Annotated in this window: 17 protein-coding genes, 1 pseudogene and 1 riboswitch; of the genes and pseudogenes, 4 read left to right on the plus strand and 14 right to left on the minus strand. The window is 69.2% G+C overall.

Annotation, left to right across the window (positions count from 1 at the left end; all coding sequences use genetic code 11):
* Positions 1 to 110 precede the first annotated feature (110 nt).
* The 5 genes from AC1G9L_RS16340 to AC1G9L_RS16360 form a co-directional block, all read right to left on the minus strand.
* Entirely contained in the window at positions 111 to 1,241 is a 1,131-nt protein-coding gene (locus tag AC1G9L_RS16340) for a type IV secretion system protein (RefSeq protein WP_019800368.1), read from the minus strand.
* Positions 1,242 to 1,290: 49 nt separating this feature from the next.
* Positions 1,291 to 1,929, minus strand: a complete 639-nt coding sequence (locus AC1G9L_RS16345) for a hypothetical protein (RefSeq protein WP_040900440.1) — start codon at positions 1,927 to 1,929, stop codon at positions 1,291 to 1,293.
* Positions 1,930 to 2,450: 521 nt separating this feature from the next.
* Complete coding sequence (locus tag AC1G9L_RS16350; protein WP_019800370.1) at positions 2,451 to 2,981, minus strand: GNAT family N-acetyltransferase; 531 nt, start codon at positions 2,979 to 2,981, stop codon at positions 2,451 to 2,453.
* Positions 2,982 to 2,985: 4 nt separating this feature from the next.
* Positions 2,986 to 3,396: a hypothetical protein gene (locus tag AC1G9L_RS16355; RefSeq protein WP_010340260.1), complete on the minus strand. Its 411-nt coding sequence runs from the start codon at positions 3,394 to 3,396 to the stop codon at positions 2,986 to 2,988.
* 50 nt (positions 3,397 to 3,446) lie between these two features.
* The gene (locus AC1G9L_RS16360; protein ID WP_481069516.1) at positions 3,447 to 4,697 is read right to left on the minus strand and encodes a multidrug effflux MFS transporter; all 1,251 of its coding nucleotides are present in this window, start codon (positions 4,695 to 4,697) and stop codon (positions 3,447 to 3,449) included.
* A gap of 289 nt (positions 4,698 to 4,986) precedes the next feature.
* A riboswitch (glycine riboswitch) is annotated at positions 4,987 to 5,091 on the plus strand.
* Positions 5,092 to 5,193: 102 nt separating this feature from the next.
* Between AC1G9L_RS16360 and gcvP the strand changes: the two genes are divergently transcribed.
* Both gcvP and AC1G9L_RS16370 read left to right on the plus strand, forming a co-directional pair.
* Positions 5,194 to 8,055 (plus strand): aminomethyl-transferring glycine dehydrogenase, encoded by a 2,862-nt coding sequence (gcvP, locus tag AC1G9L_RS16365; protein ID WP_019800905.1) that lies wholly within the window; start codon positions 5,194 to 5,196, stop codon positions 8,053 to 8,055.
* Positions 8,056 to 8,283: 228 nt separating this feature from the next.
* Entirely contained in the window at positions 8,284 to 10,398 is a 2,115-nt protein-coding gene (locus AC1G9L_RS16370; protein ID WP_019800906.1) for a catalase, read from the plus strand.
* A gap of 641 nt (positions 10,399 to 11,039) precedes the next feature.
* On the opposite strand, the gene AC1G9L_RS16375 is transcribed toward AC1G9L_RS16370, so the two are convergent.
* The 5 genes from AC1G9L_RS16375 to AC1G9L_RS16395 all read right to left on the minus strand — a co-directional run bounded on the left by AC1G9L_RS16375 (position 11,040) and on the right by AC1G9L_RS16395 (position 15,436).
* Entirely contained in the window at positions 11,040 to 11,738 is a 699-nt protein-coding gene (locus tag AC1G9L_RS16375) for a glycosyltransferase family 2 protein (RefSeq protein WP_481069517.1), read from the minus strand.
* Positions 11,735 to 12,331 carry a methyltransferase gene (locus AC1G9L_RS16380; RefSeq protein WP_019802337.1) on the minus strand — a complete coding sequence of 199 codons (597 nt, stop codon included), beginning with the start codon at positions 12,329 to 12,331 and terminating at the stop codon, positions 11,735 to 11,737. Before AC1G9L_RS16380 ends, AC1G9L_RS16375 begins: the two co-directional genes overlap by 4 nt.
* Positions 12,328 to 13,095, minus strand: coding sequence for a PIG-L deacetylase family protein (locus AC1G9L_RS16385; RefSeq protein ID WP_481069518.1), 768 nt, complete (start codon positions 13,093 to 13,095; stop codon positions 12,328 to 12,330). Before AC1G9L_RS16385 ends, AC1G9L_RS16380 begins: the two co-directional genes overlap by 4 nt.
* Positions 13,083 to 14,063, minus strand: coding sequence for an acyl-CoA dehydrogenase (locus AC1G9L_RS16390; RefSeq protein ID WP_481069519.1), 981 nt, complete (start codon positions 14,061 to 14,063; stop codon positions 13,083 to 13,085). Before AC1G9L_RS16390 ends, AC1G9L_RS16385 begins: the two co-directional genes overlap by 13 nt.
* Positions 14,064 to 14,272: 209 nt before the next feature.
* The gene (locus tag AC1G9L_RS16395) at positions 14,273 to 15,436 is read right to left on the minus strand and encodes an alcohol dehydrogenase catalytic domain-containing protein (RefSeq protein WP_019800664.1); all 1,164 of its coding nucleotides are present in this window, start codon (positions 15,434 to 15,436) and stop codon (positions 14,273 to 14,275) included.
* 180 nt (positions 15,437 to 15,616) lie between these two features.
* Here AC1G9L_RS16395 and AC1G9L_RS16400 point away from each other — a divergent pair, with 180 nt between their 5' ends.
* Positions 15,617 to 15,967 carry a MazG-like family protein gene (locus AC1G9L_RS16400; protein ID WP_019800663.1) on the plus strand — a complete coding sequence of 117 codons (351 nt, stop codon included), beginning with the start codon at positions 15,617 to 15,619 and terminating at the stop codon, positions 15,965 to 15,967.
* 485 nt (positions 15,968 to 16,452) lie between these two features.
* On the opposite strand, the pseudogene AC1G9L_RS16405 reads toward AC1G9L_RS16400, so the two are convergent.
* The 3 genes and pseudogenes from AC1G9L_RS16405 to AC1G9L_RS16415 form a co-directional block, all read right to left on the minus strand.
* Positions 16,453 to 16,947: pseudogene (locus tag AC1G9L_RS16405) on the minus strand (DUF6496 domain-containing protein); the annotation flags it as partial.
* A gap of 124 nt (positions 16,948 to 17,071) precedes the next feature.
* The gene (locus AC1G9L_RS16410) at positions 17,072 to 17,644 is read right to left on the minus strand and encodes a phosphatase PAP2 family protein (protein ID WP_019800661.1); all 573 of its coding nucleotides are present in this window, start codon (positions 17,642 to 17,644) and stop codon (positions 17,072 to 17,074) included.
* A gap of 367 nt (positions 17,645 to 18,011) precedes the next feature.
* Positions 18,012 to 19,397: a DUF763 domain-containing protein gene (locus AC1G9L_RS16415; protein WP_481069520.1), complete on the minus strand. Its 1,386-nt coding sequence runs from the start codon at positions 19,395 to 19,397 to the stop codon at positions 18,012 to 18,014.
* 176 nt (positions 19,398 to 19,573) lie between these two features.
* Between AC1G9L_RS16415 and AC1G9L_RS16420 the strand changes: the two genes are divergently transcribed.
* Positions 19,574 to 20,203: a DUF4291 domain-containing protein gene (locus AC1G9L_RS16420; protein ID WP_481069521.1), complete on the plus strand. Its 630-nt coding sequence runs from the start codon at positions 19,574 to 19,576 to the stop codon at positions 20,201 to 20,203.
* 167 nt (positions 20,204 to 20,370) lie between these two features.
* Here AC1G9L_RS16420 and AC1G9L_RS16425 read toward each other — a convergent pair whose 3' ends face one another.
* Complete coding sequence (locus AC1G9L_RS16425; protein ID WP_481069522.1) at positions 20,371 to 22,887, minus strand: excinuclease ABC subunit UvrA; 2,517 nt, start codon at positions 22,885 to 22,887, stop codon at positions 20,371 to 20,373.
* Positions 22,888 to 22,933: the final 46 nt, after the last annotated feature.

The following is a 22,933-nucleotide window of genomic DNA, read 5'->3' on the forward strand; positions in this document are numbered from 1 at the left end:
CAATAGGGTACTGACCGGGGGGGCACCCCCCTTCCGCGTGAGCTTCGTGCGCCGCAACTATCAAGACGAAAAGTGCTAGGCATTTACATTTCATGGGCATATCTGTCACCTCAGCTGAAACGGGGCCCCTGGTTGGCCAACCCTCTACCACCGCTGCCCTCGGGAAGGACATTGTTGGACGGCGCGCCGCTCACCCGCTGGCTGGTTGATCCCACCATCGAATCCGACGAAGCCTGCGAGTCCGGTCGAGTTTGCGGTGGAGTGTAAGACCCCGGCGGCTGCCCCTGTGGCCCCGGCGAAGACGCAGTCGCAGGGCCGAAGGCCGTGTAGGTCATGAACGTGCCCATGTTGCCTTGCCAGACCGCCGCCGCGATCGTGGGCACCGTGACGATCAGCACCGTCATCAGCAACCCGATCCCGCCCTGCTGCAAGGCCTGGGACGACAGGCCTTCGGCGTTGGCCAGCGGAATGAACTTCATCGCCCAGTACGCCGCCGCCACCTTGGCGGTGAACTTCAAGACCATCGCCGACACCACCGACAGCATGGACATCGAGAACAGCGTGCCGATGACGTAGAACAGCCACTTCCGGAACAGGTCCTTGGTCTGGTCGAACATCAGGAAGAAGATGAAGATCGGGCCGATACCCACCAGAAATGCCATGGTGAACTTGAACAGCAGCAACATCGCCCCGGCCGCCATCGGCGGGCTGGCCGTGCCGAAGCTGGCCAGCAGCATCGAGCGCCCCTTCTTCTCGATCGATTCGGGGTCGCTGGCGTCCACACGCACCGCATCCAGCGCCGACAGGGCCAACTGGGTGTACTTGAGGTTGTCGTCGATCGAGTCGGCCGCGCTGCTGGTGTCGTCGCCGGTGAACAACCCATGGATCTCCTTGTCCAGGTTGTCGGTCATCGTCTTGTGCAGCGCCGCGCCGTTCGCGCCCAGGGTCGAGGCGATCATCAGGATCACCGCGACCTTGGCCGCCTTGACCATCGTCGCCATGGCCGACTCGCGCGACTGCCCGGTCGCGATGCGGTAGCCCTGGATCAGGACCCAGAACGTGGTCGCGGTCAGCGCGATCACGCTCACCCAATGCATCGCCCGGCGCATCAGCTCCAGGCCGAAATCGGCGATCTCGTCGGTGAAGTAGTTGTTCACCAGGCGGAAGAACAGGAAGTCCCCCAGATTGGCGTCCGCCAACGGTTGCATCCAGTGCGTGGCGGTGTCGAAAAGTCCGTTCATGCTGCGTGCCTGCCCGATGTCCTGTGCTGTGTTGGAGTTGCCTGCGCCGTCACTTCGACAGCGCCCCGGCGAGCACACCCGCCTGGATCACCTGCCCCAGGATGTTGTTCTTGTTGCCGTCCAGCGCCCGCCGCGCCAACCGCGACTGGTCGTCCTTGAGCGCCACGATGTAGGTGTCGTAGGCCTTCATCTGTGCCTGCCAGTAGTCCAGGTCCATGGCGTTCTGGGCGACGAAACGCTGCACTTCGTTGTCGTTGGCGGCCAGGGCGCCCTGACTGGTCTTTACGCTGTCGCGCTGCGCCTGCACCTGCTTGAACTGCTCGTTGCGCTGGATCAGGCGCTTGAGCATGCGCACCGTCTCGTTGTATTGGGCGTTCTTGGCCAGCACGATGCGCGCGCAGACCTTCATCTGCTCGTCGACGGCGTTGCCGTTCAAGTCCGGCGCCAGCGCCTTGAACTGGTTTATCAGCCCGGCGATGCCGCTCTGGCTCGCGCCCGGGCAGTCGTCTTCCAGCCCATAGTCCTGGGGCCGCTCCGGAAAGTTGTCGGCCATGGTGGAATCGCCGAACTGCAGCCGCTGCAGCTTGATGAGCTGCTGCTGGTAGTGCTCCAACTGCATCTGGTACTGCTTGATCGTCTCGCTCCAGCGCTTGGCCTGCTCGGCGTATTCCTGCAGCGCCTTGGCCATCGACATCGGGTCGTTGACGATCCATGTCGCGTTGGCGGGCGCAGCGACGAGGCAGGCGGCGAGCGCGACACCTGCGAACAGGCGCGAGAAGCGGTGGCGACGGGTCGAGGGGTGGGTCATGGCGGTCTCGGCAAGTCTGGTGCGATACAGGGGGGTGGCGATCATCGCGGCAACTGCACGGCGGCAGGCGGCGACGAACCGCCGTCAGCGGCCGCAGCGCGGCCACTGGATGGTCGGGTTCGGGAACCTGCTGCGGCCATCGTCCTTGATGAGCGGATGAGTCAGGTGGCGCGGGACTCTTGCATGAAGTGCATTCCATTTCCACCGCCCCATGCGGCCCCGTAGGGAGGCGTATTCAGTAAAGCCAGGCACGCCAACGGTTTCGCCGACCGGGGTAGGAAAACTCCGACATTGCGTCGCGGCATGTCCCGAGCCGGACAGCAACGGCGTCACCGCGGGTTTTGCGCAGCCAGATCCCCAGATCCGCGCGAGCCCGCCTCAGCCGACCGCGATGCGACCGTTCAGTCGTCGGCGAGCCGCGCCCAGCGCTCGTGGTCGCGCCAGACCCCGCCGATGCGCAGGTAGCGTGGCGAATAGCCTTCGCGGCGGAAGCCGGCGCGCTGCGCCAGGGCCAGCGAGCGGGTGTTGTCCGGCTGGATGTTGGCTTCCACCCGGTGCAGGCCCAGTTCGGCGAAGGCGTAGGCCACGCACAGGCGCAGCGCATGCGTCATCAGCCCGCGGCCCTCGCAGCCGGTCATGGCGTGGTAGCCGAGATAGGCGCTCTGGAAGCAGCCGCCGACCACCTGGCTGAAGGTGAACAGGCCGGCGAGCGCGCCGTTGCTGCGTTCGCGCGCCAGCAGCGCGATGTTGCTGCCGTCCAGGGTCTGCGCGTACCAGGCTTCGAACCCCGGCACGTCGGTGAACGGATAGGTCCAGGGGTGATGCAGGGCGACGCTGGCGCGGTGCGCCTGGATCAGCGCGATGCCGTCGCGGCGCCGCACCCGTGCCAGCGACACGGCCTCCTGCGCAGCCTGGCCCGCGTTCTGGCCCATGGTCTCAGGCCGGGGCCGCCGCGCCGTCGTCGCGGCGCATGACCTGGGCGTGGCGCGTCTTGAACTCGTCGAAGCTCAGGCCCTGCGCCTGCGCATCGGCGTGCGCGGCGTCCTTCAGCGCGTCCGAGTACATCAGCCGCACCGGCGTGCCGGCACGCTCGTGCAGTTCCGCCGCCTGCATGATCAGCGACAGCACCTGCGCGGCGCTCTCGCTCTGGCCGGCGATGCGCCCGTCCATGCCCAGCACCCACTCGCCGTCGCGGCGCACGATGCCGGCCAGCAGGGTGCGCTGCTGGTCGCGCAGTTCCGCATGCGGCTCGATGGGCGCGGCCGGCGCGGCGTCCTCGGCACGGTGGCGCAGGCGCTCGGCCAGCTTCTTGCGCAGATCGCGGCGCTGCTTGGACTGGATGGACATGCGGTTTCCTCAACGATGACCCGACGACGATAGCCCAACCGCGACGCCGCTCACAGCGGGTCCGCCGGTTCCAGCCGCGGCACCTGCGCATCCGGCCGCGGCAGGCGCTTGCCGCTGCGCCGCTCCCAGCGCCAGAAGCCCCAGCCGAGCAGGAAGAACGCGCCCGAGCCCAGCGCCAGGTGCAGCGCATGGCCGCTGAGCAGCGGCGACAGCACCCCGGCCACCAGCACGGTCACCATCAACTGGGTGAAGGCCTGCAGCGAGGAGGCCAGCCCGCGCTGGCGCGGATACATGTCCAGCACCGCCAGCGCCAGGATCGGGAAGATCAGCGCAGTGCCCAGGCCGGCGAAGAAGATCGGCAGCACCGCCCACGGCAGCGCGATCGCCGGCGTCAGCGCGGTGTAGGCGATGTTGCCGGCCATCGACAGGCCGCAGCAGACGAAGCCGAAGCGCACCTGGCGCATCGGCCCCAGCCGCCCGGCCATGCGCCCGGACAGGAACGCGCCCAGGGTCATGCCGCCGATGGTCGGCAGGAACAGCCAGGCGAAGTCGCGCTCGGTCTTGCCCAGCAGGTCGATCATGAACACCGGCGCCGAGGCGATGTACAGGAACACCCCGCCGAAATTGAACGCGCCGGCCGCGGCCAGGCGCTGGAAGCGCGGATTGAGCGCGATGCCGACGTAGTCGCGCAGCAGCGTACGCGGCGCCAGCGGCGTGCGCGCCTGCGGCGGATGCGTCTCCGGCATCCAGCGCAGGGTCGCCAGCAGCAACAGCGAGGAGAAGCCGACCAGGAACCAGAAGATCATCGGCCAGCCGCGGCCGCTGCCCAGGATCCAGCCGCCGATGACCGGCGCGATCGCGGGCGCGATGCCGAAGATCATCGACACCTGGCTCATCAGCCGCTGCGCATCGTCGCCATGGAACAGGTCGCGGATCACCGCGCGGCCGACGATCATGCCGACCCCGGCCGACACGCCCTGCAGCGCGCGGAACGTCAGCAGGGTCGGCAGGTCGCGCGACAGCGCGCAGCCGGCCGAGGCCAGGATGAACACGACCAGCCCGGCGACGATCACCCGCCGCCGCCCCAGCGCGTCGGACAGCGGCCCGTGGGCCAGGCCCATCAGCGCGTAGGCCAGCAGGTACACGCTCACCGTCTGCTGGATCGCCACAGGATCGGCGTGCAGGCGCTGCGCCAGCTGCGGGAACGCCGGGAAGATGGTATCGATGGAGAACGGGCCGAACATCGCCAGCCCGGCCAGCAACAGGGCCATGCGGCGCGTGGACACGGACGGGAGCGTCATGGGGAGATCATCCTGAAAAGCCGGCCGCGGCGGCCGCAGGACCGGCGCACACGCGACGACGCCGTCCGGCATGGACGGGCGCAAGAGAAGGGAGTGCGGGCATGATACGCGCAGCCGCCACCGGCGCGCACCCGCCACGGCTTGCCCATTCAGCCTGGCGTGGGGGCGAACGGCCCGCCGTGGGCGGCGCCGGCCACGCTATAATCGCGGCGCAGCAAGGTGGGAGAAGCGGGGCGACCCGCTGCCGAAGGCGCAAACGCCCGTAATCGCTCAGGCCCGATACCACCCGCACCAAGACTCTGGAGAGACCGGTCAAAGCCGGCGCCGAAGGGGCACGAAGCGCAGCGCCAGCCGCCGCTTCCAAACTCTCAGGCAAAAGGACAGAGGGGCATTGGGAAGACACGCGCTTCCCGTCGGTCGTGCCCGCCGCTGCGGTCCGACGACGGCCTTGCGCGCGTCCCCGCCTCCTCGTGCCTTCCTCAGCCGGACGACTGCCATGTCTCACACCTCTTCGCTGCGCGACCTCGAACACCACTCGGCCTTCATCGAGCGCCACATCGGCCCGAACGACGCCGAGATCGCGCATATGCTGCGCACCGTCGGCCACGACTCGCTGGAGGCGATGACCGACGCCATCGTGCCGGGCAACATCAAGTCGCCGGCCGCACTGGCGCTGCCCGATGCCGTCACCGAGGAGGAGGCGCTGGCCAAGATCCGCGCCATCGCCGACAAGAACACCGTGTTCCGCAGCTTCATCGGCCAGGGCTACTACGGCACCCACACGCCGAAGGTGATCCTGCGCAACATCCTCGAGAACCCGGCCTGGTACACCGCCTACACGCCGTACCAGGCGGAGATCTCGCAGGGCCGCATGGAAGCGCTGATCAACTTCCAGACCATGTGCGCCGACCTCACCGGCATGGAGATCGCCAACGCCTCGCTGCTGGACGAAGCCACCGCCGCGGCCGAAGCGATGACCCTGGCCAAGCGCTCGGCCAAGTCCAGGTCCGACACCTTCTTCGTGCACGACGCGGTGCATCCGCAGACCCTGGAACTGCTGCGCACTCGCGCCGAGCCGCTGGGCATCGTGCTGCGCGTGGGGACGCCGGAGGAAGCGCTGCAGGCCGAGTGCTTCGGCGTATTGCTGCAGTATCCGGACAGCTTCGGCCACATCGGTGACCACAAGGCCCTGGCCGACGCGGTGCACGCGCAAGGCGGCCTGGTCGCCGTCGCCACCGACCTGCTCGCGCTGACCCTGATCGCCGCGCCCGGCGAATGGGGCGCGGACATCGTGGTCGGCAATTCGCAGCGCTTCGGCGTGCCGTTCGGCTTCGGCGGCCCGCACGCCGCGTTCATGGCCTGCCGCGACGCCTACAAGCGTTCGATGCCGGGCCGCCTGATCGGCGTGTCGATCGACGCCGCCGGCAACCCCGCCTACCGCCTCACCCTGCAGACCCGCGAGCAGCACATCCGCCGCGAGAAGGCCACCTCCAATATCTGCACCGCGCAGGTGCTGCTGGCGGTGATGGCCTCGATGTACGCGGTGTACCACGGCCCCGAGGGGCTGGTGCGCATCGCCCGCCGCACCCACCGCCTGGCCGCGATCCTCGCCGCCGCGCTGCGCCGTGCCGGCGTCGCCGTCGGCGAGCGCTTCTTCGACACCCTGCACGTCACCGGCGTCGATGCCGAGGCCATCCACGCCAAGGCGCGTGCGGCCGGCATCAACCTGCGCGCGATCGACAGCGCGTCGCTGGGCATCAGCCTGGACGAGACCGCCACCCGCGCCGACGTGGTCGCACTGGCGCAGCTGTTCGGCGCGCAGGCCGACGTGGACGCGCTCGATGCCGCCACCACCGATGCGCTGCCGCCGCAGTTGCTGCGGCACAGCGCGTTCCTGCAGCACCCGGTGTTCAACACCCACCACAGCGAGCACGAACTGCTGCGCTACATGCGCGCGCTGGCCGACAAGGATCTGGCGATGGATCGCACCATGATCCCGCTGGGCAGCTGCACCATGAAGCTCAACGCCACCGCCGAGATGATCCCGGTGACCTGGCCGCAGTTCGGCGCGATCCATCCGCTGGCTCCGGCCGAGCAGAGCGTCGGCTACAAGCAGCTGATCGACGAACTGGAGGCGATGCTGGTCGAGTGCACCGGCTACGACGCGGTCAGCCTGCAGCCCAACTCCGGCGCGCAGGGCGAGTACGCCGGCCTGCTGGCGATCCGCGCCTACCACCGCGCACGCGGCGAAGGCCATCGCGACATCTGCCTGATCCCCGAATCGGCGCATGGCACCAACCCCGCCTCGGCGCAGATGTGCGGCATGACCGTGGTGGTGACCAAGTGCGACGGCAACGGCAACGTCGACGTCGCCGACATCCGCGCCAAGGCCGAGAAGTATTCGGACCGTCTGGCCGCGCTGATGATCACCTACCCGTCCACCCACGGCGTGTTCGAGGAAGACGTGGTGGCGATCTGCGAGGCGGTGCACGCGCACGGCGGCCAGGTCTACACCGACGGCGCCAACATGAACGCCCTGGTCGGCCTGGCCAAGCCGGGCAAGTGGGGCTCGGACGTGTCGCACCTGAACCTGCACAAGACCTTCTGCATCCCGCATGGCGGCGGCGGCCCCGGCGTCGGCCCGTGCGCGGTGAAGGCGCACCTGGCGCCGTACCTGCCGCGCACCCTCGGCGGCGAGGGCGACGTCGGCATGGTCTCGGCGGCCAGTTTCGGCTCGGCCTCGATCCTGCCGATCAGCTGGATGTACATCACCATGATGGGCAACAGCGGGCTGCGCAAGGCCACCCAGGTCGCGCTGCTCAACGCCAACTACATCGCCAAGCGCCTGGCGCCGTACTACAAGACCCTGTACACCGGCCGCAATGGCCTGGTCGCGCACGAGTGCATCCTCGACGTGCGCCCGCTGGAGAAGACCAGCGGCATCGGTGCCGAGGACATCGCCAAGCGCCTGATCGACTTCGGCTTCCACGCGCCGACGCTGAGCTTCCCGGTCGCCGGCACGCTGATGGTGGAGCCGACCGAGAGCGAATCGCAGCACGAACTGGACCGCTTCATCGACGCGATGATCCAGATCCGCGAAGAGATCGCCGCGATCGAGGACGGCCGCCTGGACCGCGAGGACAATCCGCTCAAGCACGCCCCGCACACCGCCGCGCAGGTCACCGCCAGCGAGTGGACCCACGCCTACCCGCGCGAGCTGGCCGCGTTCCCGCTGCCGACGCTCAAGCAGCAGAAGTACTGGCCGCCGGTGGCGCGCGTGGACAACGTGTACGGCGACAAGAACGTGATGTGCGCATGCATCCCGGTGGATGCGTACAAGGAAGACGCGGTGGTCTGAGCCGCGGCGACGTTCGACGCTGCACCCGAGACCCAGCCTCGTGCGCGAGGCTGGGTTTTTTATGCGTGCGCATCGCGCGCACTGCAGTAGACAAGTATGTGCGATGCAGCGCGTTGCACGGCTCGTTCACGCCGCGCCGCCCAGGATCGGGATTCCATTGCAGCCCGCGTGTTCGCGCGTCGGTCTCTCAGCACCCTCCCCGTTCGTCGCCTCCCGGAGCGATCTTCCATGGCCAGCCGCAAGCGCACGCCCAGCGATTCCCCATCGTCCACCGCCCCCACCTCCACCGCCGCGCCCACCGACCAGCGCGGCCATGGCGACGAACTGCACCAGCAGGCCGGCGGCACGCATCCGCCGCTGACCACCAACCAGGGCATCCCGGTCGCCGACAACCAGAACTCGCTGCGCGCCACGCCGCGCGGGCCGACGTTGCTGGAAGACTTCATCCTGCGCGAGAAGATCACCCACTTCGACCACGAGCGCATTCCCGAGCGCATCGTGCACGCTCGCGGCAGCGCCGTGCACGGCTACTTCGAGCTGACGGCCTCGCTGGCCAAGTACACCACCGCCAAGCTGCTCACCGAAGTCGGGGTGAAGACGCCGGTGTTCACCCGCTTCTCCACCGTGGCCGGCGGCGCCGGTTCGGTGGACACGCCGCGCGACGTGCGCGGCTTCGCGGTCAAGTTCTACACCAAGGAAGGCAACTGGGATCTGGTCGGCAACAACATCCCGGTGTTCTTCATCCAGGACGCGATCAAGTTCCCGGACCTGATCCACTCGGTGAAGATGGAACCGGACCGCGGCTTCCCGCAGGCCGCCAGCGCCCACGACACGTTCTGGGATTTCATCTCGCTGACGCCCGAGTCGCTGCACATGATCATGTGGGCGATGAGCGACCGCACCATTCCGCGCTCGCTGCGCATGATGGAAGGCTTCGGCATCCACAGCTTCCGCCTGCTCGATGCCGACGGCAACAGCACCTTCGTCAAGTTCCACTGGCGGCCGAAGCTCGGCCTGCAGTCCACGATCTGGGACGAGGCGGTGAAGCTGGCCGGCGCCGATCCGGACTTCCATCGCCGCGACCTGTTCGAGGCGATCCAGCAAGGCGACTTCCCGGAATGGGAGCTGGGCGTGCAGTTGTTCACCGAGGAACAGGCGGACGCCTTCCCGTTCGACCATCTGGATTCGACCAAGCTGATCCCGGAAGAACTGGTGCCGCTGCAGATCGTCGGGCGCATGGTGCTGGACCGCTGGCCGGACAATTTCTTCGCCGAGACCGAACAGGTGGCGTATTGCCCGGCCAACATCGTGCCCGGCATCGACTTCTCCAACGACCCGCTGCTGCAGGGCCGTCTGTTCTCGTACCTGGACACCCAGCTCAGCCGCCTGGGCGGGCCGAACTTCCACCAGTTGCCGATCAACGCGCCGAAGTGCCCGTTCGCCAACATGCAGCGCGACGGCCACATGCAGATGGGCGTGCCCAAGGGCCGCGTCGCCTACGAGCCCAGCTCGCTGCAGAGCGACAGCCCGCGCGAGACCGCGCGTGGCTTCGTCAGCCATCGCACGCCGGCCGAGGACGCCGCCAAGGGCCGCATCCGCGCCGAGAGCTTCGCCGACCACTACAGCCAGGCGCGCTTGTTCTTCCGCAGCCAGACCCAGCCGGAACAGGCGCACCTGGCCTCGGCGCTGGTGTTCGAGCTGTCCAAGGTCGAGACCGCGCACGTGCGTGCAGCGGTGGTCGGGCATCTGCGCCACGTCGATCCCAAGCTGGCGCAGCGCGTCGCCGACGGTCTGGGCATGGACGCATTGCCGCCGGCACCGCCGGCCGCCGTCGCGCCGCAGGACATGCCGCTGTCGCCGGCGCTGCAGATCATCGGCAAGATGAAGCCCATCCTGGTCGGGCGCAGCATCGGCATCCTGGTCCACGACGGCTCCGACGCGGCAACGGTGAAGGCGCTGCAGAAGGCGGCGCGCGACGCTGGCGCCACGGTCAAGATCGTCGCGCCGAAGGTCGGCGGCGCCAAGCTCAGCGATGGCAAGAAGCTGGCCGCCGACGGCCAGTTGGCCGGCACCCCATCGTTCGTGTTCGACGCGGTGGCGGTGGTGCTGTCGGCCGAGGCCGGCAAGCAACTGAGCAAGGAATCGGCGGCCATCGACTTCGTCAGCAACGCCTTCGCCCACCTCAAGGCCATCGCGGCCGACGCCGGTGCGCAGCCGCTGCTGAAGGCCGGCAATGTGCAGAAGGATGCCGGGGTGGTCGAGGCCGGCGACAGCAAGGGCTTCATCAACGCCGCCAAGACCCGCCAGTGGAGCCGCGAGCCAAAGCTGCGCCTGCTGGCCTGAGCCCGGGCCAGGCCAGACGGTTCCGCCCTGGCGCCGCGTGGGTGTGGCGCCAGGGCGATGGCACCAAGGAGGGGCGGAAGCGCCTCCAGGACGCCCCCGCGGCGCTCCCCAAAGACGCCTGGTCAATTTTTCGCCACCCCTCTTGACACTGTTGTGTCACGGGCCGGCGTCGGTGTTATCCACACCTTTATGCAGAAGTCATCCACACCCCCTGTGGACAACGGGGTACGGCCGCCCTCACCTTGCCCATACAAGCAAGTGATTGATTCAGAAGAAAAAGGAATGTGACAGGCTTGACAAGAAGCGAGCGAGCCGCTCCTGCGCGGGCGGTCGGCGGGCGCGGCGGCAAAAACTTATCCCGAACTCGGGGGTGGCGTGTCTACAACCACCCGAGGTGAAGAGGGTGTGAAATTTTCACGTGTCGACGACGGACGGCGAACAGGTATCCAACAGGCCCCGCCGCACCGGCCGATGGCCTTGGTCCGGGAAGCACCAACACAGCGCCGATGCTGCACTGCGGTACTGCCGCGGGGCATCCAGGCCCTGCGACGCCCGACCGCCGCGCCGGTCGGCCCGCCACGCGACCCGCGCCCATCACCTGGCCCACCTGCCCCGACGCCCGTTTGAACCGGCGCGCGTGCTCAGGCCAGCACGTCGCCGTCGGCCGCCGGCAGCAGCGCATCGGCCAGGCGGCGTTCCATCTGCTTGAGATAGTCGCTGAAGCCACCGCAGGCACGCGCCACCCGCCGCGCGCTGGTGATCACCGCCGGCTGCGCGCGCCGTGCGATCCGCGCCTGCACGCGCACCAGCGCCGCCACCAGCGCCACGTCCTCGTGCGCGGCCAGCGGCAGGAAGCCGCCGCAGCGCAAGTACAGCTCGGCGCTGACGCCGAGGTTGGCGCCATGCACGTGCGGGTGGTCGTCCTCATGGCACTCACCGGCCAGGTATGCCTCGCGCAACGTGGTGTCGTAGTCGGCCCAGTCGTCCACCGTGACGATGCCGCAGAACGCGTCGCTGGCGCAGTCCAACTGGGCCGACAGCCAATTCGCCGGCACTACCGAGTCCGCATCGGTACAGGCCAGCCAGCGCGCGCCTGCAGCCAGCGCCGCCTGCGCCGCCGCCGCCCGCGCGCTGCCGACATTACCGCTGTGCAACGCAATGGCGTGTGCGCCATGCGCGGCGACGATGCCGGCCGTACCGTCGCTGCAGCGGTCCAGGGCGACGAACACCTGCACCGCCTCGCCGCGCAGGCCCGCGCATCGCGCTGCATGCGCCACCGAGCGCAGGCAGGCGCCGATCAGCGCCTCCTCGTTGTGCGCCGGGATCAGCACCGCGATCACCGCAGCCGCTCCGCCGCGGCCACCGAATACGGCGTGGCGCTCCAGGCGTCGAGCACCACGTCCTCGTCCTCGTAGCGCAACAGCCGCGGCAGTTCCAGGCGCTGCGCCAGGCAGGCGTGCACCGCGCGCCCGTCCATGCAGGCCTCGGCGAACGGGTGCAGCCAGTGGCAGGCGACCAGCACGCCCTGCTCGCTCAGCGATGCGCGCAGGCGCTGGGCGCATTCCTGCAACTGCGGCAAAGGCAGGTAGTAGCCGACCTCGCTGAACACGATCAGGTCGAAACGGCCCGGCGGCCAGGTGCGCGGATGCTCGGCCTGTTGCACCTGCACGTGCGCCGTGGCGGCATTGCGCTGCGCGGCCAGGGCCACCGCGCGCTCGGAGAGGTCGGTGGCCAGCAGCGCATCGCAGCGCGGCGCCAGGGCCGCGGTCAGTTCGCCGTTGGAGCAGCCGACTTCCCAGGCACGTGCGAAGCGCGCACGCGGCAGGCTGGCCAGCAGCAGTGCGCGTTTGCGCGCCTCGTACCAGCGCTCGCGATAGCCGAACGGATCGTCGTCGCGATAGAGGGCGCCGAAATAGGCCTGGACCGAATTCATGCGACAAAGACCTCGAAGCGGCGTGCGAACCGTTGCAGGACCTGCGGCGGCAGGATCGGCGCCGGCACCGTTGGTTGCGCGGTACCCAGTTGCGAGGCGAAGCACTGCAGCGCGTCCTGCTTGGCCTGCCAGTCGGCAGCGTTCAGGGCATAACGGACGGCGCCGCGCAGGGCCTGCGGCGCGGTGTCGGCGTGCAGCCAATGCCAGGCCCAGACCGGAAACTCGAACAGCCGTGCATCGACGGCGGCGACGGCCTGCCGCACCGCACGTGCACTGGCCTCATGGTCGGGATGGCCATCGCGGTGCCAGGTGGTCAGTACCAGGTCGCCGGCGTGCAGCTGCGCATGCAGGCGTTCGGCCAGCACCGTCTCCTGCGCGCCGACCTGGCCGTCGCCCAGACCCAGGTGACAGATCGCGGCGGGATCGACACCAAGGCGGCCCATGGCCGCGGCGAGTTCGGCGCGACGCACCGTGCGCAGGCGCTGCGGCGTCCAGTACCGATCATGCGGATAGCAGGCTTCGCCGTCGGTCACCGCAATCAACTGCACGGGGATGCGCAACCGGCGCGCACAGGCGATCGCGCCGCCACAGCCCAGCGCTTCGTCGTCCGGATGCGGCGACACCACCAGCAATCGCGCGGCGCCCGAGAGCAGGTCCTCGATCGGGCGCTGCGGCAACGCCGCCAGCCATGCCGAACGCTGCCAAGCCGACTCCGGCGTGCCGTGGCCATGGATCTGCGGCTGCGGCGCGCTCACAGCCGCCATGGTCGCGCCTGCTCGCCCAGCGCCTGACCGACTGCAGCCCAGTCGTGCTCGGCGTGGCTCTGCCGCACGAACACCGCCAGATCCGCGCAGCGCATGGCGTGTTCGCGGTCACTGCACAGCGGCGCCGGGCCGAGCGCGCGGCCGACGCGATCGAGCACATCGGTGGCGGCGCGTTCCACGAACGAACGCAGCCGGACCACCGCGTGCCGATGCGCCTGCTCGGGCGCGGCATCGATGGCGGCCGCCAGTTCGCGCAGCAACGCGCGCGCGGCGCCGAGCTGCTGGTCGATCACGCCCAGGTGCATCGCTGCATGCGCGTCGCGCTGCAGCTTGGGATGCGCGCGCAGGCGCTCGGCCACGGCGCAGGCGGCGCCGTACCAACAAGCGGCGATCCCGGCGCCGCCGTGCCAGAACCCGGGGCGTTGCAGGTACTGACCCGGCGCGCCGATCGCCAGCGCCGGCAGCGCATCGAAGGTCACCGGCCCGCTGACCACGCGCGCCATGCCGACCGCGGCCCAGGCCTGCGCATCGATGGCGATGCCGGGCTGGCGCAGTTGCACCTGCACCAACTGGTGCCGCTCCGCGTCGTGCGCGGTGACGAGCGCCTGGTCGACGATGCCGGCGCCGGAACACCAGGCCTTGCGGCCAAGCACCTCGCCGCGCTGCGCATCGCCACGGTAGGCCAGGCGCGCGTCCGGCGCCTCTGCAGCCCATACGGCGAACAGCTGCCCGGGCGGCGGTGCCGGCGCGCCCAGTTCGGCGAGGATCGCCTGCGCGTCGTAATGCGCTTCCAGAACCTTGGCAAGGCACACGTCGACCGCGGCGATCTCGGCCAGGATCCGCCAGCGGTCCAGGGTGTCGCCGCCGCCAGGCAGCGGCAAGCGTGGATAGCGTGCCAACGCGTGCAGCGCGGCACCGCGTAGGTCGTCGACATCGCCAAGGGCGATGGGGGAATGCAGTTCGGTCAAGCGGATCCTCTGTGCGAAGGCGCCAAGCAAGCTGCCGAAAGCTGCAATGCGGAGCGTCCGAGGTGAAAGGTGGCGTGAATCACAACAGCCTGCATGCGCACGCGGCGTGTGCGCATCGCACAGCGATGTGCACACGCATGAAGCATTCATCGCCAATGCGTTGCCCTCGCCTACCGATGCAGCGGGCGAGAGCGCGGCGTGGCGCCGGCTTACGGCGTCAGGATCACCTTGCGGCAGTCCTGCTCTTTCTTGTCGAAGATCGAATATCCCTGCGCCACCTCGGCCAGGCTCAGGCGGTGGGTGATGATCTCGTTGGGGCGCAGCCGGCCCTCGCCGATGTGCTCCAGCAGTTCGGGCATGAAACGCTGCACGTGGGTCTGGCCCATCTTGAAACTCAGCCCCTTGTCGAAGGCGTCGCCGAACAGGAAGCCATGGATGAAACCGGCGTATACGCCCGGCACGCTGACGGTGCCGCCGCGGCGCGTGGCGGCGATGCACTGGCGCAACGCGGTACCGCTGCTGCCTTCCAGCTTCAGCGTGGCCATCACCGTTTCCACGGTACTGCCCTTGGCCTCGAAGCCCACCGCATCGATGCTGGCGTCCACGCCGCGGCCGTCGGTCTGGCCGACGATGATGTCGGCCGGATCGTCGATCTCCTCGAAGTTCAGCGGGATCACCCCGTAGGTGCGCTGGGCGAAGTCCAGCCGGTACGGGTAGCGATCGACCATGAAGATGCGCTCGGCGCCGAGCATGCGGCAGCAGGCGGCGGTCATCAGCCCGACCGGGCCGGCGCCGAAGATCGCCACCGTGCTGCCCTGACGCACGCCCGCATTCACTGCGGCCTGGTAGCCGGTGGGCAGGATGTCGGAGAGGAACAGCACCTGTTCGTCATGCAGCACTTCCGGCACCACCAGCGGGCCGACGTTGGCCTTGGGCACGCGCACGTATTCGGCCTGGCCGCCGGCCACGCCGCCGTACAGATGGCTGTAGCCGAACAGTGCCGCCGGTGGGCGAATGCCCTTCTGGTTCAGTGCCGCACCCTTGCCGGTGTTGGTGGTCTCGCAGGCGGCGTATTCGGTCAGGCGGCAATGGAAGCACTCGCCACAGGCGATCACGAACGGGATCACCACGCGGTCGCCCTTTTTCACCCGCTGCACGTCCGGGCCGACCTCCTCCACCACGCCCATGAACTCGTGCCCGAGCACGTCGCCGGTGTGCAGGTCGGGAATCTTGCCGCGGTACAGATGCAGGTCCGAACCGCAGATCGCGGTGGCGGTGACGCGCAGGATGATGTCGTCTGTCTCGACCAGCACTGGGTCGGGAACGGTTTCCACGCGCACGTCCCGGGTGCCGTGATAGGTCAGAGCTTGCATGGGTAATTCCTTTCGTCTGCGAACACGTGACTGCAGTGTTGCCGTCGACGCCGTGCAACGTCGGTGACCATGCCGTGAGTCCGATGTCGCGACCGCGGCGCGTGCCTTGCAGGCAATGCCCTGCGTGCATGCGCGGCCGCTGCATTACCATGCGCCGTCCCCCACTGCGAGCCGACACCCATGTCCGACAGCCTCCACGACCTGCAAGCCGCCCAGCGCGCCTTCGCCGACGCCCGCGACTGGGGTCAGTTCCACAGTCCGCGCAATCTCGCCGCGGCGCTCTCGGTGGAAGCGGCGGAGCTGCTGGAGCATTTCCAATGGCTGGACGATGCGCAGAGCCGCCAGCTTCCTGAAGAAAAAAAGCAGCAGGTCGGCAGCGAGATCGCCGACGTGCTGCTGTATCTGGTGCAGTTGTGCGACAAGCTGCAGATCGATCCGATCGAGGCCGCGCAACGCAAGATGCTGGCCAACGCCGCCAAGTATCCAGTGGAGCGCGCCAAGGGGCGCATCACCAAGTACACCGAGCTGTAGGGGCACACGAGACAGCTACCGCGCAACGACGCAGCGCTCCTCAATCACCGGCTTCCGGGGCAAGCCGAATGCAGCTTGCCCCGTAGAGCGGCTTCGACCGCAACGGTCGTTTCCGGGTGAAGCCCGTCGCGGCTGAAGCCGCTCCTACAGCGGACGTTCCTGGACGATCATAGATGTCCGCCAAGCGCCACGGCGCAGCATGCGGCAGCTAGGCGTTGTTACCGCACACTGCCCTTGCGCGCGGACGAGCTCTTGCTGGCGCGCTTGCTGCTCGCACGCGTGGCGCTCTTCTTCGCCGGCGTCTTCCTGGCCGTCGACTTCTTCGAAGCGGTCTTCTTCGATGCAGTCTTCTTCGTCGCGGCTTTTTTCGTCGCGGTCTTCTTTGCCGAAGCCGTCTTGCTCACGGCCTTCCTGGCCGTCGTCTTCCTCACCGAGGCGGACTTGGCCGTGCTCTTTTTTGCGGCCGACGTGCGCGTACCGGACTTTTTGGCCCGCGTCTGCGCCGCCTTCTTGGCTGCGGCCTTGCGCACCGTCGCGCCCTTGGTCTGCGCAGCCTTCTTCGCCGCGGCCGAGCGGCTACTGGCGCTGCGCTTCTTCGCCGCGCGCTTGGTCTGCGTCGACAGCGCCTCGCTGCCCACGGTCTTGCGGGCGGTCGTGCCCTTGCTGGCGGTCTTGAGTGCCTTCTTGGCACCGCGCGAGCGCGCCGGCGACGGTTTGCCCTGCTTGCCGCCCTTGGCCTCTTCCTGCGCAACCTTCTTCTTGGTGGCTTTCGACGCGGTCTTCGACGCACCGGTCTTGACCCCGGCGCGGCGCGCCTTGGACAGGCCGATGGCGATCGCCTGCTTGGTCGACTTCACCTCGGTCTTGCCCTCGCGCACGCGGTCGATCTCCTCGCGCACGAATTCGCCGGCCTGGGTGGTGCCGGCCTTGCCTTCGCGCTTGGCGCGGCGCGCACGGGTGGTGGTGGATTGCTCCGGCATCGCGACGTCTCCTGAAAGCGGCCATGACGGCCATGGATTCCGGGTGTAGCAACGCCCAGGTCAAGAGCAGGCATACGACAGGCGAAGCGCGCGTGCACGCGCCTGCAGAAAGATGACGGCGCGACTAGCCGTCGCGGCCGCACAGCGCCGGCGAGTAGGTCTGGATGGCGTGCTGGATCGGCGCGTGGCGTCCGTACATCAGCGCGCACACAGACAGCACCGACGCGATGACGTACAGGCGCAGGCGCGCGGGCAACTGCGGCGCGCCGCGCCACTGCAGATAGCAGGCCGTGGTCGCGGCCCCGACGATCACACCGACCGCGACCTCGGACAGGCTGTGCGCACGTGCATAGACGCGAGCGATGGCGATCACGCTGGCGATGGCGAACCCGCAGGCCACTGCCAATCGCGGTCGTGGACGCGCGCGCAGGCACAGCATGCACGCCATCGGCCACACGCAGGCGGCAAGCATGGTGTGCCCACTGATCACCCGGAACTGCAGTGCGCGCAGCTCCACGCCGCAGCCAGCGTAGAGGATCTTGGTCGCTCCCACCAGCGCCGCGGCGGTCGCCAGCAGGCCCAGCCAGGTGCCGGCGGCGCGCCAACCGTCACCACCGAGCGCCAGCCACAGGGCGCAGGCGAGCGCGAGCGGCAGCGTCATCGCCGCGTCGCCGAAGTTGCTGATGGCAGACCACATGCTGGGAAAAACGTCCTTCGGCGTACCCATCGTTGGGAGCACCGACGCAGTGCGCCGTGGCTGCCATGATACGGGCGATCGCTGAAACGGGAGGAACATGGCAGGCGATCAGCCCCTTGCCCTCCTCCGACCATCGCCATTGCATGACGGCGGACTTACGCACGGGCGGAGCCATGGTCTCCGGTGCACGTGCCGACGGCCGCACTGCCGGTGGGCCCTCCTTGTGGGAGGGACTTCAGTCCCGACTGCAATGCGTCGGATGGGCCGATGAACTCACGCGTCGCGGCCGAATCGCCGCTGACGGCTAGAAAAGGGCGCCCTGCATCCAATTCGATCGTGACGACCACAGGCCATCAAGCTGACGGCCTTACCGCGCGCGTGCGGCACGCCGTGCTGCGCCAGCCTGCGGCGCCGGCTCCCAGCCGAACACGCTGCGCCCGCCGTAGGCGTGCGATTGCGCGCGCTCCTCGGCGATGTAGTCCTCCACCGACGGGCCACGCGCGGTCGGTTCGAGCAGGCGCGCCTGCGCGTCCAGGCGGCGGATCGCCTCCAGCTTTTCCTCGCGGCCCAGCTTGGCCTGCACCACCGCGGTCTTGAGCACGCCGATGGTGTGGTCGTAGACCCGCGTCGGCACCGGGAACGGATGCCGGTCCTTGCCGCCGTGGGCCAGCGAGAACCGCGCCGGGTCGCTGAAGCGGCACGGCGTGCCATGCAGTACCTCGGCCACCAGCGCCAGCGCGCGCACCGTGCGCGCACCGACGCCCGGCACCTGCAGCAGATCCTGGAAATCGCGCGGGCCGCATTCGGCGGCGGCGGCCAGCGCCCCGTGCAGGCGCCGCACCACGACGTCGCTGCCGCGCACGTCGTGATGGTCGGGCAGCGACAGATGCGGCAGGTCCGCGGGGCGGCGCTCGGGCAGCGCAGCCGCTGCCGGCGCGAACAGGTCGCTGGTCTCGGCGAATAGCGCATCGGCGGCCGGCACAGTGTCGCACCGCGGCTGCGCAGCGCGGGCCGGCGCTGCGGCGACCGGTGCCGACGCCTGCGCAGCCTCCAGCGCGGCGTACTCGCGGGCAATGCGCTCCGGCGCCAGCGTCTGCAGCAGATCCACCTGCGCCGCGCGCGCCGCGGCGGCACGGTGATCGGCGAGATTGACGATGCGCCCCTGGCGCGGACCGTCGATGGCCGCATGCGGCGCATCGACGAAGCTGCTCAGGCCTTCCGACAGCCAGTGGTAGCGGCGCGCCTGCTTGCGCGCGCCGTGCATGCCCTGCTGCACTACCACCCAGCGCCCGTCGTCGCTGACGATGAAGCCGTGCAGGTACAGATCGAAGCCGTCCTGCACCGCGGCGCTGTCGACCTTGGCCACCAGGCGGCTGACCCGCGCCAGGTCCACGCCGTCCAGGCCGGTGCGCTCGCCCACCGCCTGCAGTTCGTCCGGCGTGGCCCGCGAATGCCGCCCGCGGCCGCCGCACACGTGGAGGCCCAGTTCGCCGGACAGCGGCGTCAGGCCGCGCTTGAGCGCACCCAGCACGCTGGTGGTGATACCGGAGGAATGCCAGTCCATGCCCATCACCGCGCCCAGCGACTGGAACCAGAAGGGATGCGCCAGCCGCCGCAGCAGTTCGTCGCGGCCGTAGCTGTGCACGATGGCCTGGCACATCACCGCGCCGAGCCGGGTCATGCGCGCACCCAGCCAGTGCGGCACGCGGCCACCGTGCAAGGGCAGATCGGCGCTGCCGGAACGTCGGCTCATGGGGACTCCGGGAAGGGCGGTGCACCAGGGTAGCCAGTGCCGGTCTCAGCGCGCGAGCCTGGGGGCGAGCGCTGCCTGAGCGGTTCAGTACACGCAGGTGTGACCGCAGGCAACCGGCCAGGGGACACGCGGCAGAGGATCGACGCCGTTGTTGCGGCGACGTAGACTGCGCGCAGATGCATTCCGTTTCCTATGCTGCCTTGCAGCCCACCTGGCCCCGCCAGGGCCGTCACATCCTGGCGCACTTCGACGCCGATGCGATCGATGTCTACCAGGCCTATCGTCCCGCGATCGCGCAGTTCGCGGTGGCCCATCAACGCTTCGGCGGCGAGTTCAGCTACGACCGCATGAGCTGGATCAAGCCGAACTTCCTGTGGATGATGTACCGCGCCGGTTGGGCGCAGAAGCAGGGGCAGGAGCGGATCCTGGCGATCCGGCTGCCGCGCGCCTTCTTCGACGCGTTGCTGCGTGCCGCGGTCCCGTCGACGTTCGATCCGGCACGCTTCGCCAGCCATGCCGCGTGGAAGGATGCGGTCCAGCAGTCCGACGTACGCCTGCAGTGGGACCCCGATCACGCGCCCGACGGCAGCGCGCTGCCGCGCCGCGCACTGCAACTGGGGCTGCGCGGCCAGGCGCTGCGCCAGTACGGCGAACAGCAGGCCCTCTCGATCACCGACATCACCGATTTCGTGCAGGCGCAGGCGTTGAACCTGCAGCACGGCGAGGCGGCGCTGCAGGTGCCGCACGAACGGATCTACGTACCGCCGGCCAGCGCGGCGCAAAACGTCGGGCTGGACGACCAGTAGCCATCGTCGGCTGCTGCGCCGCTGGCCCCAGACGTGCGGGCGAGCTCGTCGACCTTCGTAGGAGCGGCTTCAGCCGCGACAGGCATTCCCGGGAATGCCTGTCGCGGCTGAAGCCGCCCCTACGTGGGATTTACATCAGGCGACAGGCACTCACTGCAACAGCCCGATCACCCCGCCAACTCCACCGCCAGAAACGGCGCGGTTCGACTGTCGGCCTGCTGCGCCACCACAGCAGGCACACCGGCCGCCACCACCTTGCCCCCCGCCCCACCCGCTCCTGGCCCCATGTCGATGATCCAGTCGCTGGCCGCGGCCACGCGCATGTCGTGCTCCACCGCCACCACCGTGTTGCCCGCCTCCACCAGCCCGTGCAATTGCCGCAGCAGCGTGTCCACGTCGGCCGGGTGCAGGCCGGTGGTGGGTTCGTCCAGCACGTACACGGTGCCGCGGCGCTGCGCACGTTGCAGCTCGCTGGCCAGCTTGATGCGCTGCGCCTCGCCACCGGACAGTTCGGTGGCCGGCTGGCCCAGCCGCAGATAGCCCAGGCCCACCTCCACCAGCACCTGTAGCGGCCGCGCGATCGCCGCATCGTCGGCGAAGAAGGCCAAGGCCTGCGCCACGGTCATGCGCAACACCTGGGCGATGTTCTGGCCACGCAGTTCGATCTCCAGCGTCTTGGCGTTGTAGCGCGCGCCATGGCAGGTCGGGCACGGCGCATACACGCTGGGCATGAACAGCAGTTCCACGCTCACCGCGCCCTCGCCTTCGCAGGTTTCGCAACGGCCCTTGGCCACGTTGAAGGAAAAACGCCCGGCGTCGTACTTGCGCTTGCGCGCCGCCGGCGTGGCCGCGAAGCGCTTGCGCACGTGATCGAACAGGCCGGTGTAGGTCGCCAGGTTGGAGCGCGGTGTACGTCCGATCGGCGCCTGGTCCACCTGCACCAGCCGCCGCACGTGCTGCAGGCCGTCGGCGATGTAGCCATCGGTGGCCACGCGTGCACCGCGTTCCAGCGGATCCAGCTCCTCCTCCGCCTCGGCCGGCGCCTGCCCCAGTTGCGTGCCCAGCAACTCCACCAGCGCCTGGCTGACCAGCGAGGACTTGCCCGAGCCGGATACGCCGGTGACCGTGGTGAACACGCCCAGCGGGATGTCCACGTCCAGCGCGACCACGTTGTTGCGGCTGACCTCGCGCAACTGCAGCCAGGCCTCCGGCGTGCGCGGCGCATGGGCAGCGGCGTGCGGTTCGGCGAACAGGTAGCGGCGTGTGGACGAGGCCTGCACCTGCGCCAATCCCGCGGGCGGACCGCTGTAAAGCACCTGCCCACCGTGCTCGCCGGCACCGGGGCCGACATCGACGATCCAGTCGGCGTGGCGGATCACGTCGATCTCGTGCTCCACCACGAACAGCGAATTGCCCGCGCCCTTGAGTTGGTCCAGCGCACCCAGCAGCGCCTGCGTGTCGGCCGGATGCAGGCCCGCCGACGGCTCGTCCATCACGTAGACCACGCCGAACAGCTGCGAGCGGATCTGCGTGGCCAGGCGCAGCCGCTGCAGTTCGCCAGGCGACAGCGTCGGCGTGCTGCGCTCCAAGGTCAGATAGCCCAGGCCCAACGCCTCCACCACCTGGATCCGCGCCAGCAGATCCTGGGCGATGCGCTGCGCGGCCAGCGCCTGCTCGGGATGCCGCGAACGGCCCTGCATGCGGCCTTCCGCCGCGGGCCGCAGCAGCACGGCCACCTCGCCGAGCGGACGCTGCGACAGCTCGCCGATGTCCAGCCCGGCGAAGGTCACCGACAGCGCCTCGCGGCGCAGCCGCTTGCCGTCGCAGCTGGGGCATGCGGTGCTAATCAGGTACTGCGCCACACGCTTCTTGATCAGCGCGCTCTGCGTGGTGGCGAAGGTGTGCAGCACATAACGGCGCGCGCTGCTGAAGGTGCCCATGTACGCCGGCTCCTGCTTGCGCTTGAGCGCGCGCTGGGTCTCGGCCAGGGTGAAGCCGGGATACACCGGCACGGTCGGTTGCTCGTCGGTGTACAGGATCCAGTCGCGGGTCTTCTTCGGCAATTTCGCCCACGGCACGTCGACGTCGTGGCCGAGCGTGGTGAGGATGTCGCGCAGGTTCTGCCCGTGCCAGGCCGGCGGCCACGCCGCCACCGCGCGCTCGCGGATGCTCAGCGAACGGTCCGGCACCATCGACGCCTCGGTGGCGTCGTAGATGCGGCCCAGACCATGACAGGTGGGACAGGCCCCGGCCGGGGTGTTCGGCGAGAAACCGTCGGCATGGATGATGCCCTGCCCCGGCGGATACGTGCCGGCGCGCGAATACAGCATGCGCAGCGAGTTGGAGATGGTGGTGACGCTGCCCACCGACGAGCGTGTGCTCGGCGCACCGCGATGCTGCTGCAGCGCCACCGCCGGCGGCAGGCCATCGATGGCGTCGACGTCGGCCACGCCGGCCTGGTCGATCAGGCGCCGCGCATACGGCGAGATCGAATCCAGGTAGCGCCGCTGCGCCTCGGCGAACAGCGTGCCGAACGCCAGCGACGACTTGCCCGAACCGGACACCCCGGTGAACACCACCAGCGCATCGCGCGGCAGCTCCACGTCCACGTCCTTGAGGTTGTGCTCGCGCGCACCGCGGACGCGCACGAAGCCGGAAGCGGCGGAAGCGGGAGGCGTGGACATGGGCAGGACCGGCAACGCGAAGGAGCGCGCAAGCTTAGCCGGTCGG

It is taken from the genome of Xanthomonas sp. NCPPB 1132 (assembly GCF_056629235.1).

Excerpts from the sequence above, each read along its gene's own strand:
- AC1G9L_RS16415 (WP_481069520.1), bottom strand. The coding sequence starts at position 19,397 with ATGAGCCGACGTTCCGGCAGCGCCGATCTGCCCTTGCACGGTGGCCGC.
- AC1G9L_RS16380 (WP_019802337.1), bottom strand. The coding sequence starts at position 12,331 with ATGAATTCGGTCCAGGCCTATTTCGGCGCCCTCTATCGCGACGACGAT.
- AC1G9L_RS16370 (WP_019800906.1), top strand. The coding sequence starts at position 8,284 with ATGGCCAGCCGCAAGCGCACGCCCAGCGATTCCCCATCGTCCACCGCC.
- AC1G9L_RS16400 (WP_019800663.1), top strand. The coding sequence starts at position 15,617 with ATGTCCGACAGCCTCCACGACCTGCAAGCCGCCCAGCGCGCCTTCGCC.
- gcvP (WP_019800905.1), top strand. The coding sequence starts at position 5,194 with ATGTCTCACACCTCTTCGCTGCGCGACCTCGAACACCACTCGGCCTTC.
- AC1G9L_RS16420 (WP_481069521.1), top strand. The coding sequence starts at position 19,574 with ATGCATTCCGTTTCCTATGCTGCCTTGCAGCCCACCTGGCCCCGCCAG.
- AC1G9L_RS16350 (WP_019800370.1), bottom strand. The coding sequence starts at position 2,981 with ATGGGCCAGAACGCGGGCCAGGCTGCGCAGGAGGCCGTGTCGCTGGCA.
- AC1G9L_RS16345 (WP_040900440.1), bottom strand. The coding sequence starts at position 1,929 with ATGGCCAAGGCGCTGCAGGAATACGCCGAGCAGGCCAAGCGCTGGAGC.
- AC1G9L_RS16395 (WP_019800664.1), bottom strand. The coding sequence starts at position 15,436 with ATGCAAGCTCTGACCTATCACGGCACCCGGGACGTGCGCGTGGAAACC.
- AC1G9L_RS16360 (WP_481069516.1), bottom strand. The coding sequence starts at position 4,697 with ATGACGCTCCCGTCCGTGTCCACGCGCCGCATGGCCCTGTTGCTGGCC.
- AC1G9L_RS16355 (WP_010340260.1), bottom strand. The coding sequence starts at position 3,396 with ATGTCCATCCAGTCCAAGCAGCGCCGCGATCTGCGCAAGAAGCTGGCC.
- AC1G9L_RS16425 (WP_481069522.1), bottom strand. The coding sequence starts at position 22,887 with ATGTCCACGCCTCCCGCTTCCGCCGCTTCCGGCTTCGTGCGCGTCCGC.
- AC1G9L_RS16385 (WP_481069518.1), bottom strand. The coding sequence starts at position 13,095 with ATGGCGGCTGTGAGCGCGCCGCAGCCGCAGATCCATGGCCACGGCACG.
- AC1G9L_RS16410 (WP_019800661.1), bottom strand. The coding sequence starts at position 17,644 with ATGTGGTCTGCCATCAGCAACTTCGGCGACGCGGCGATGACGCTGCCG.
- AC1G9L_RS16340 (WP_019800368.1), bottom strand. The coding sequence starts at position 1,241 with ATGAACGGACTTTTCGACACCGCCACGCACTGGATGCAACCGTTGGCG.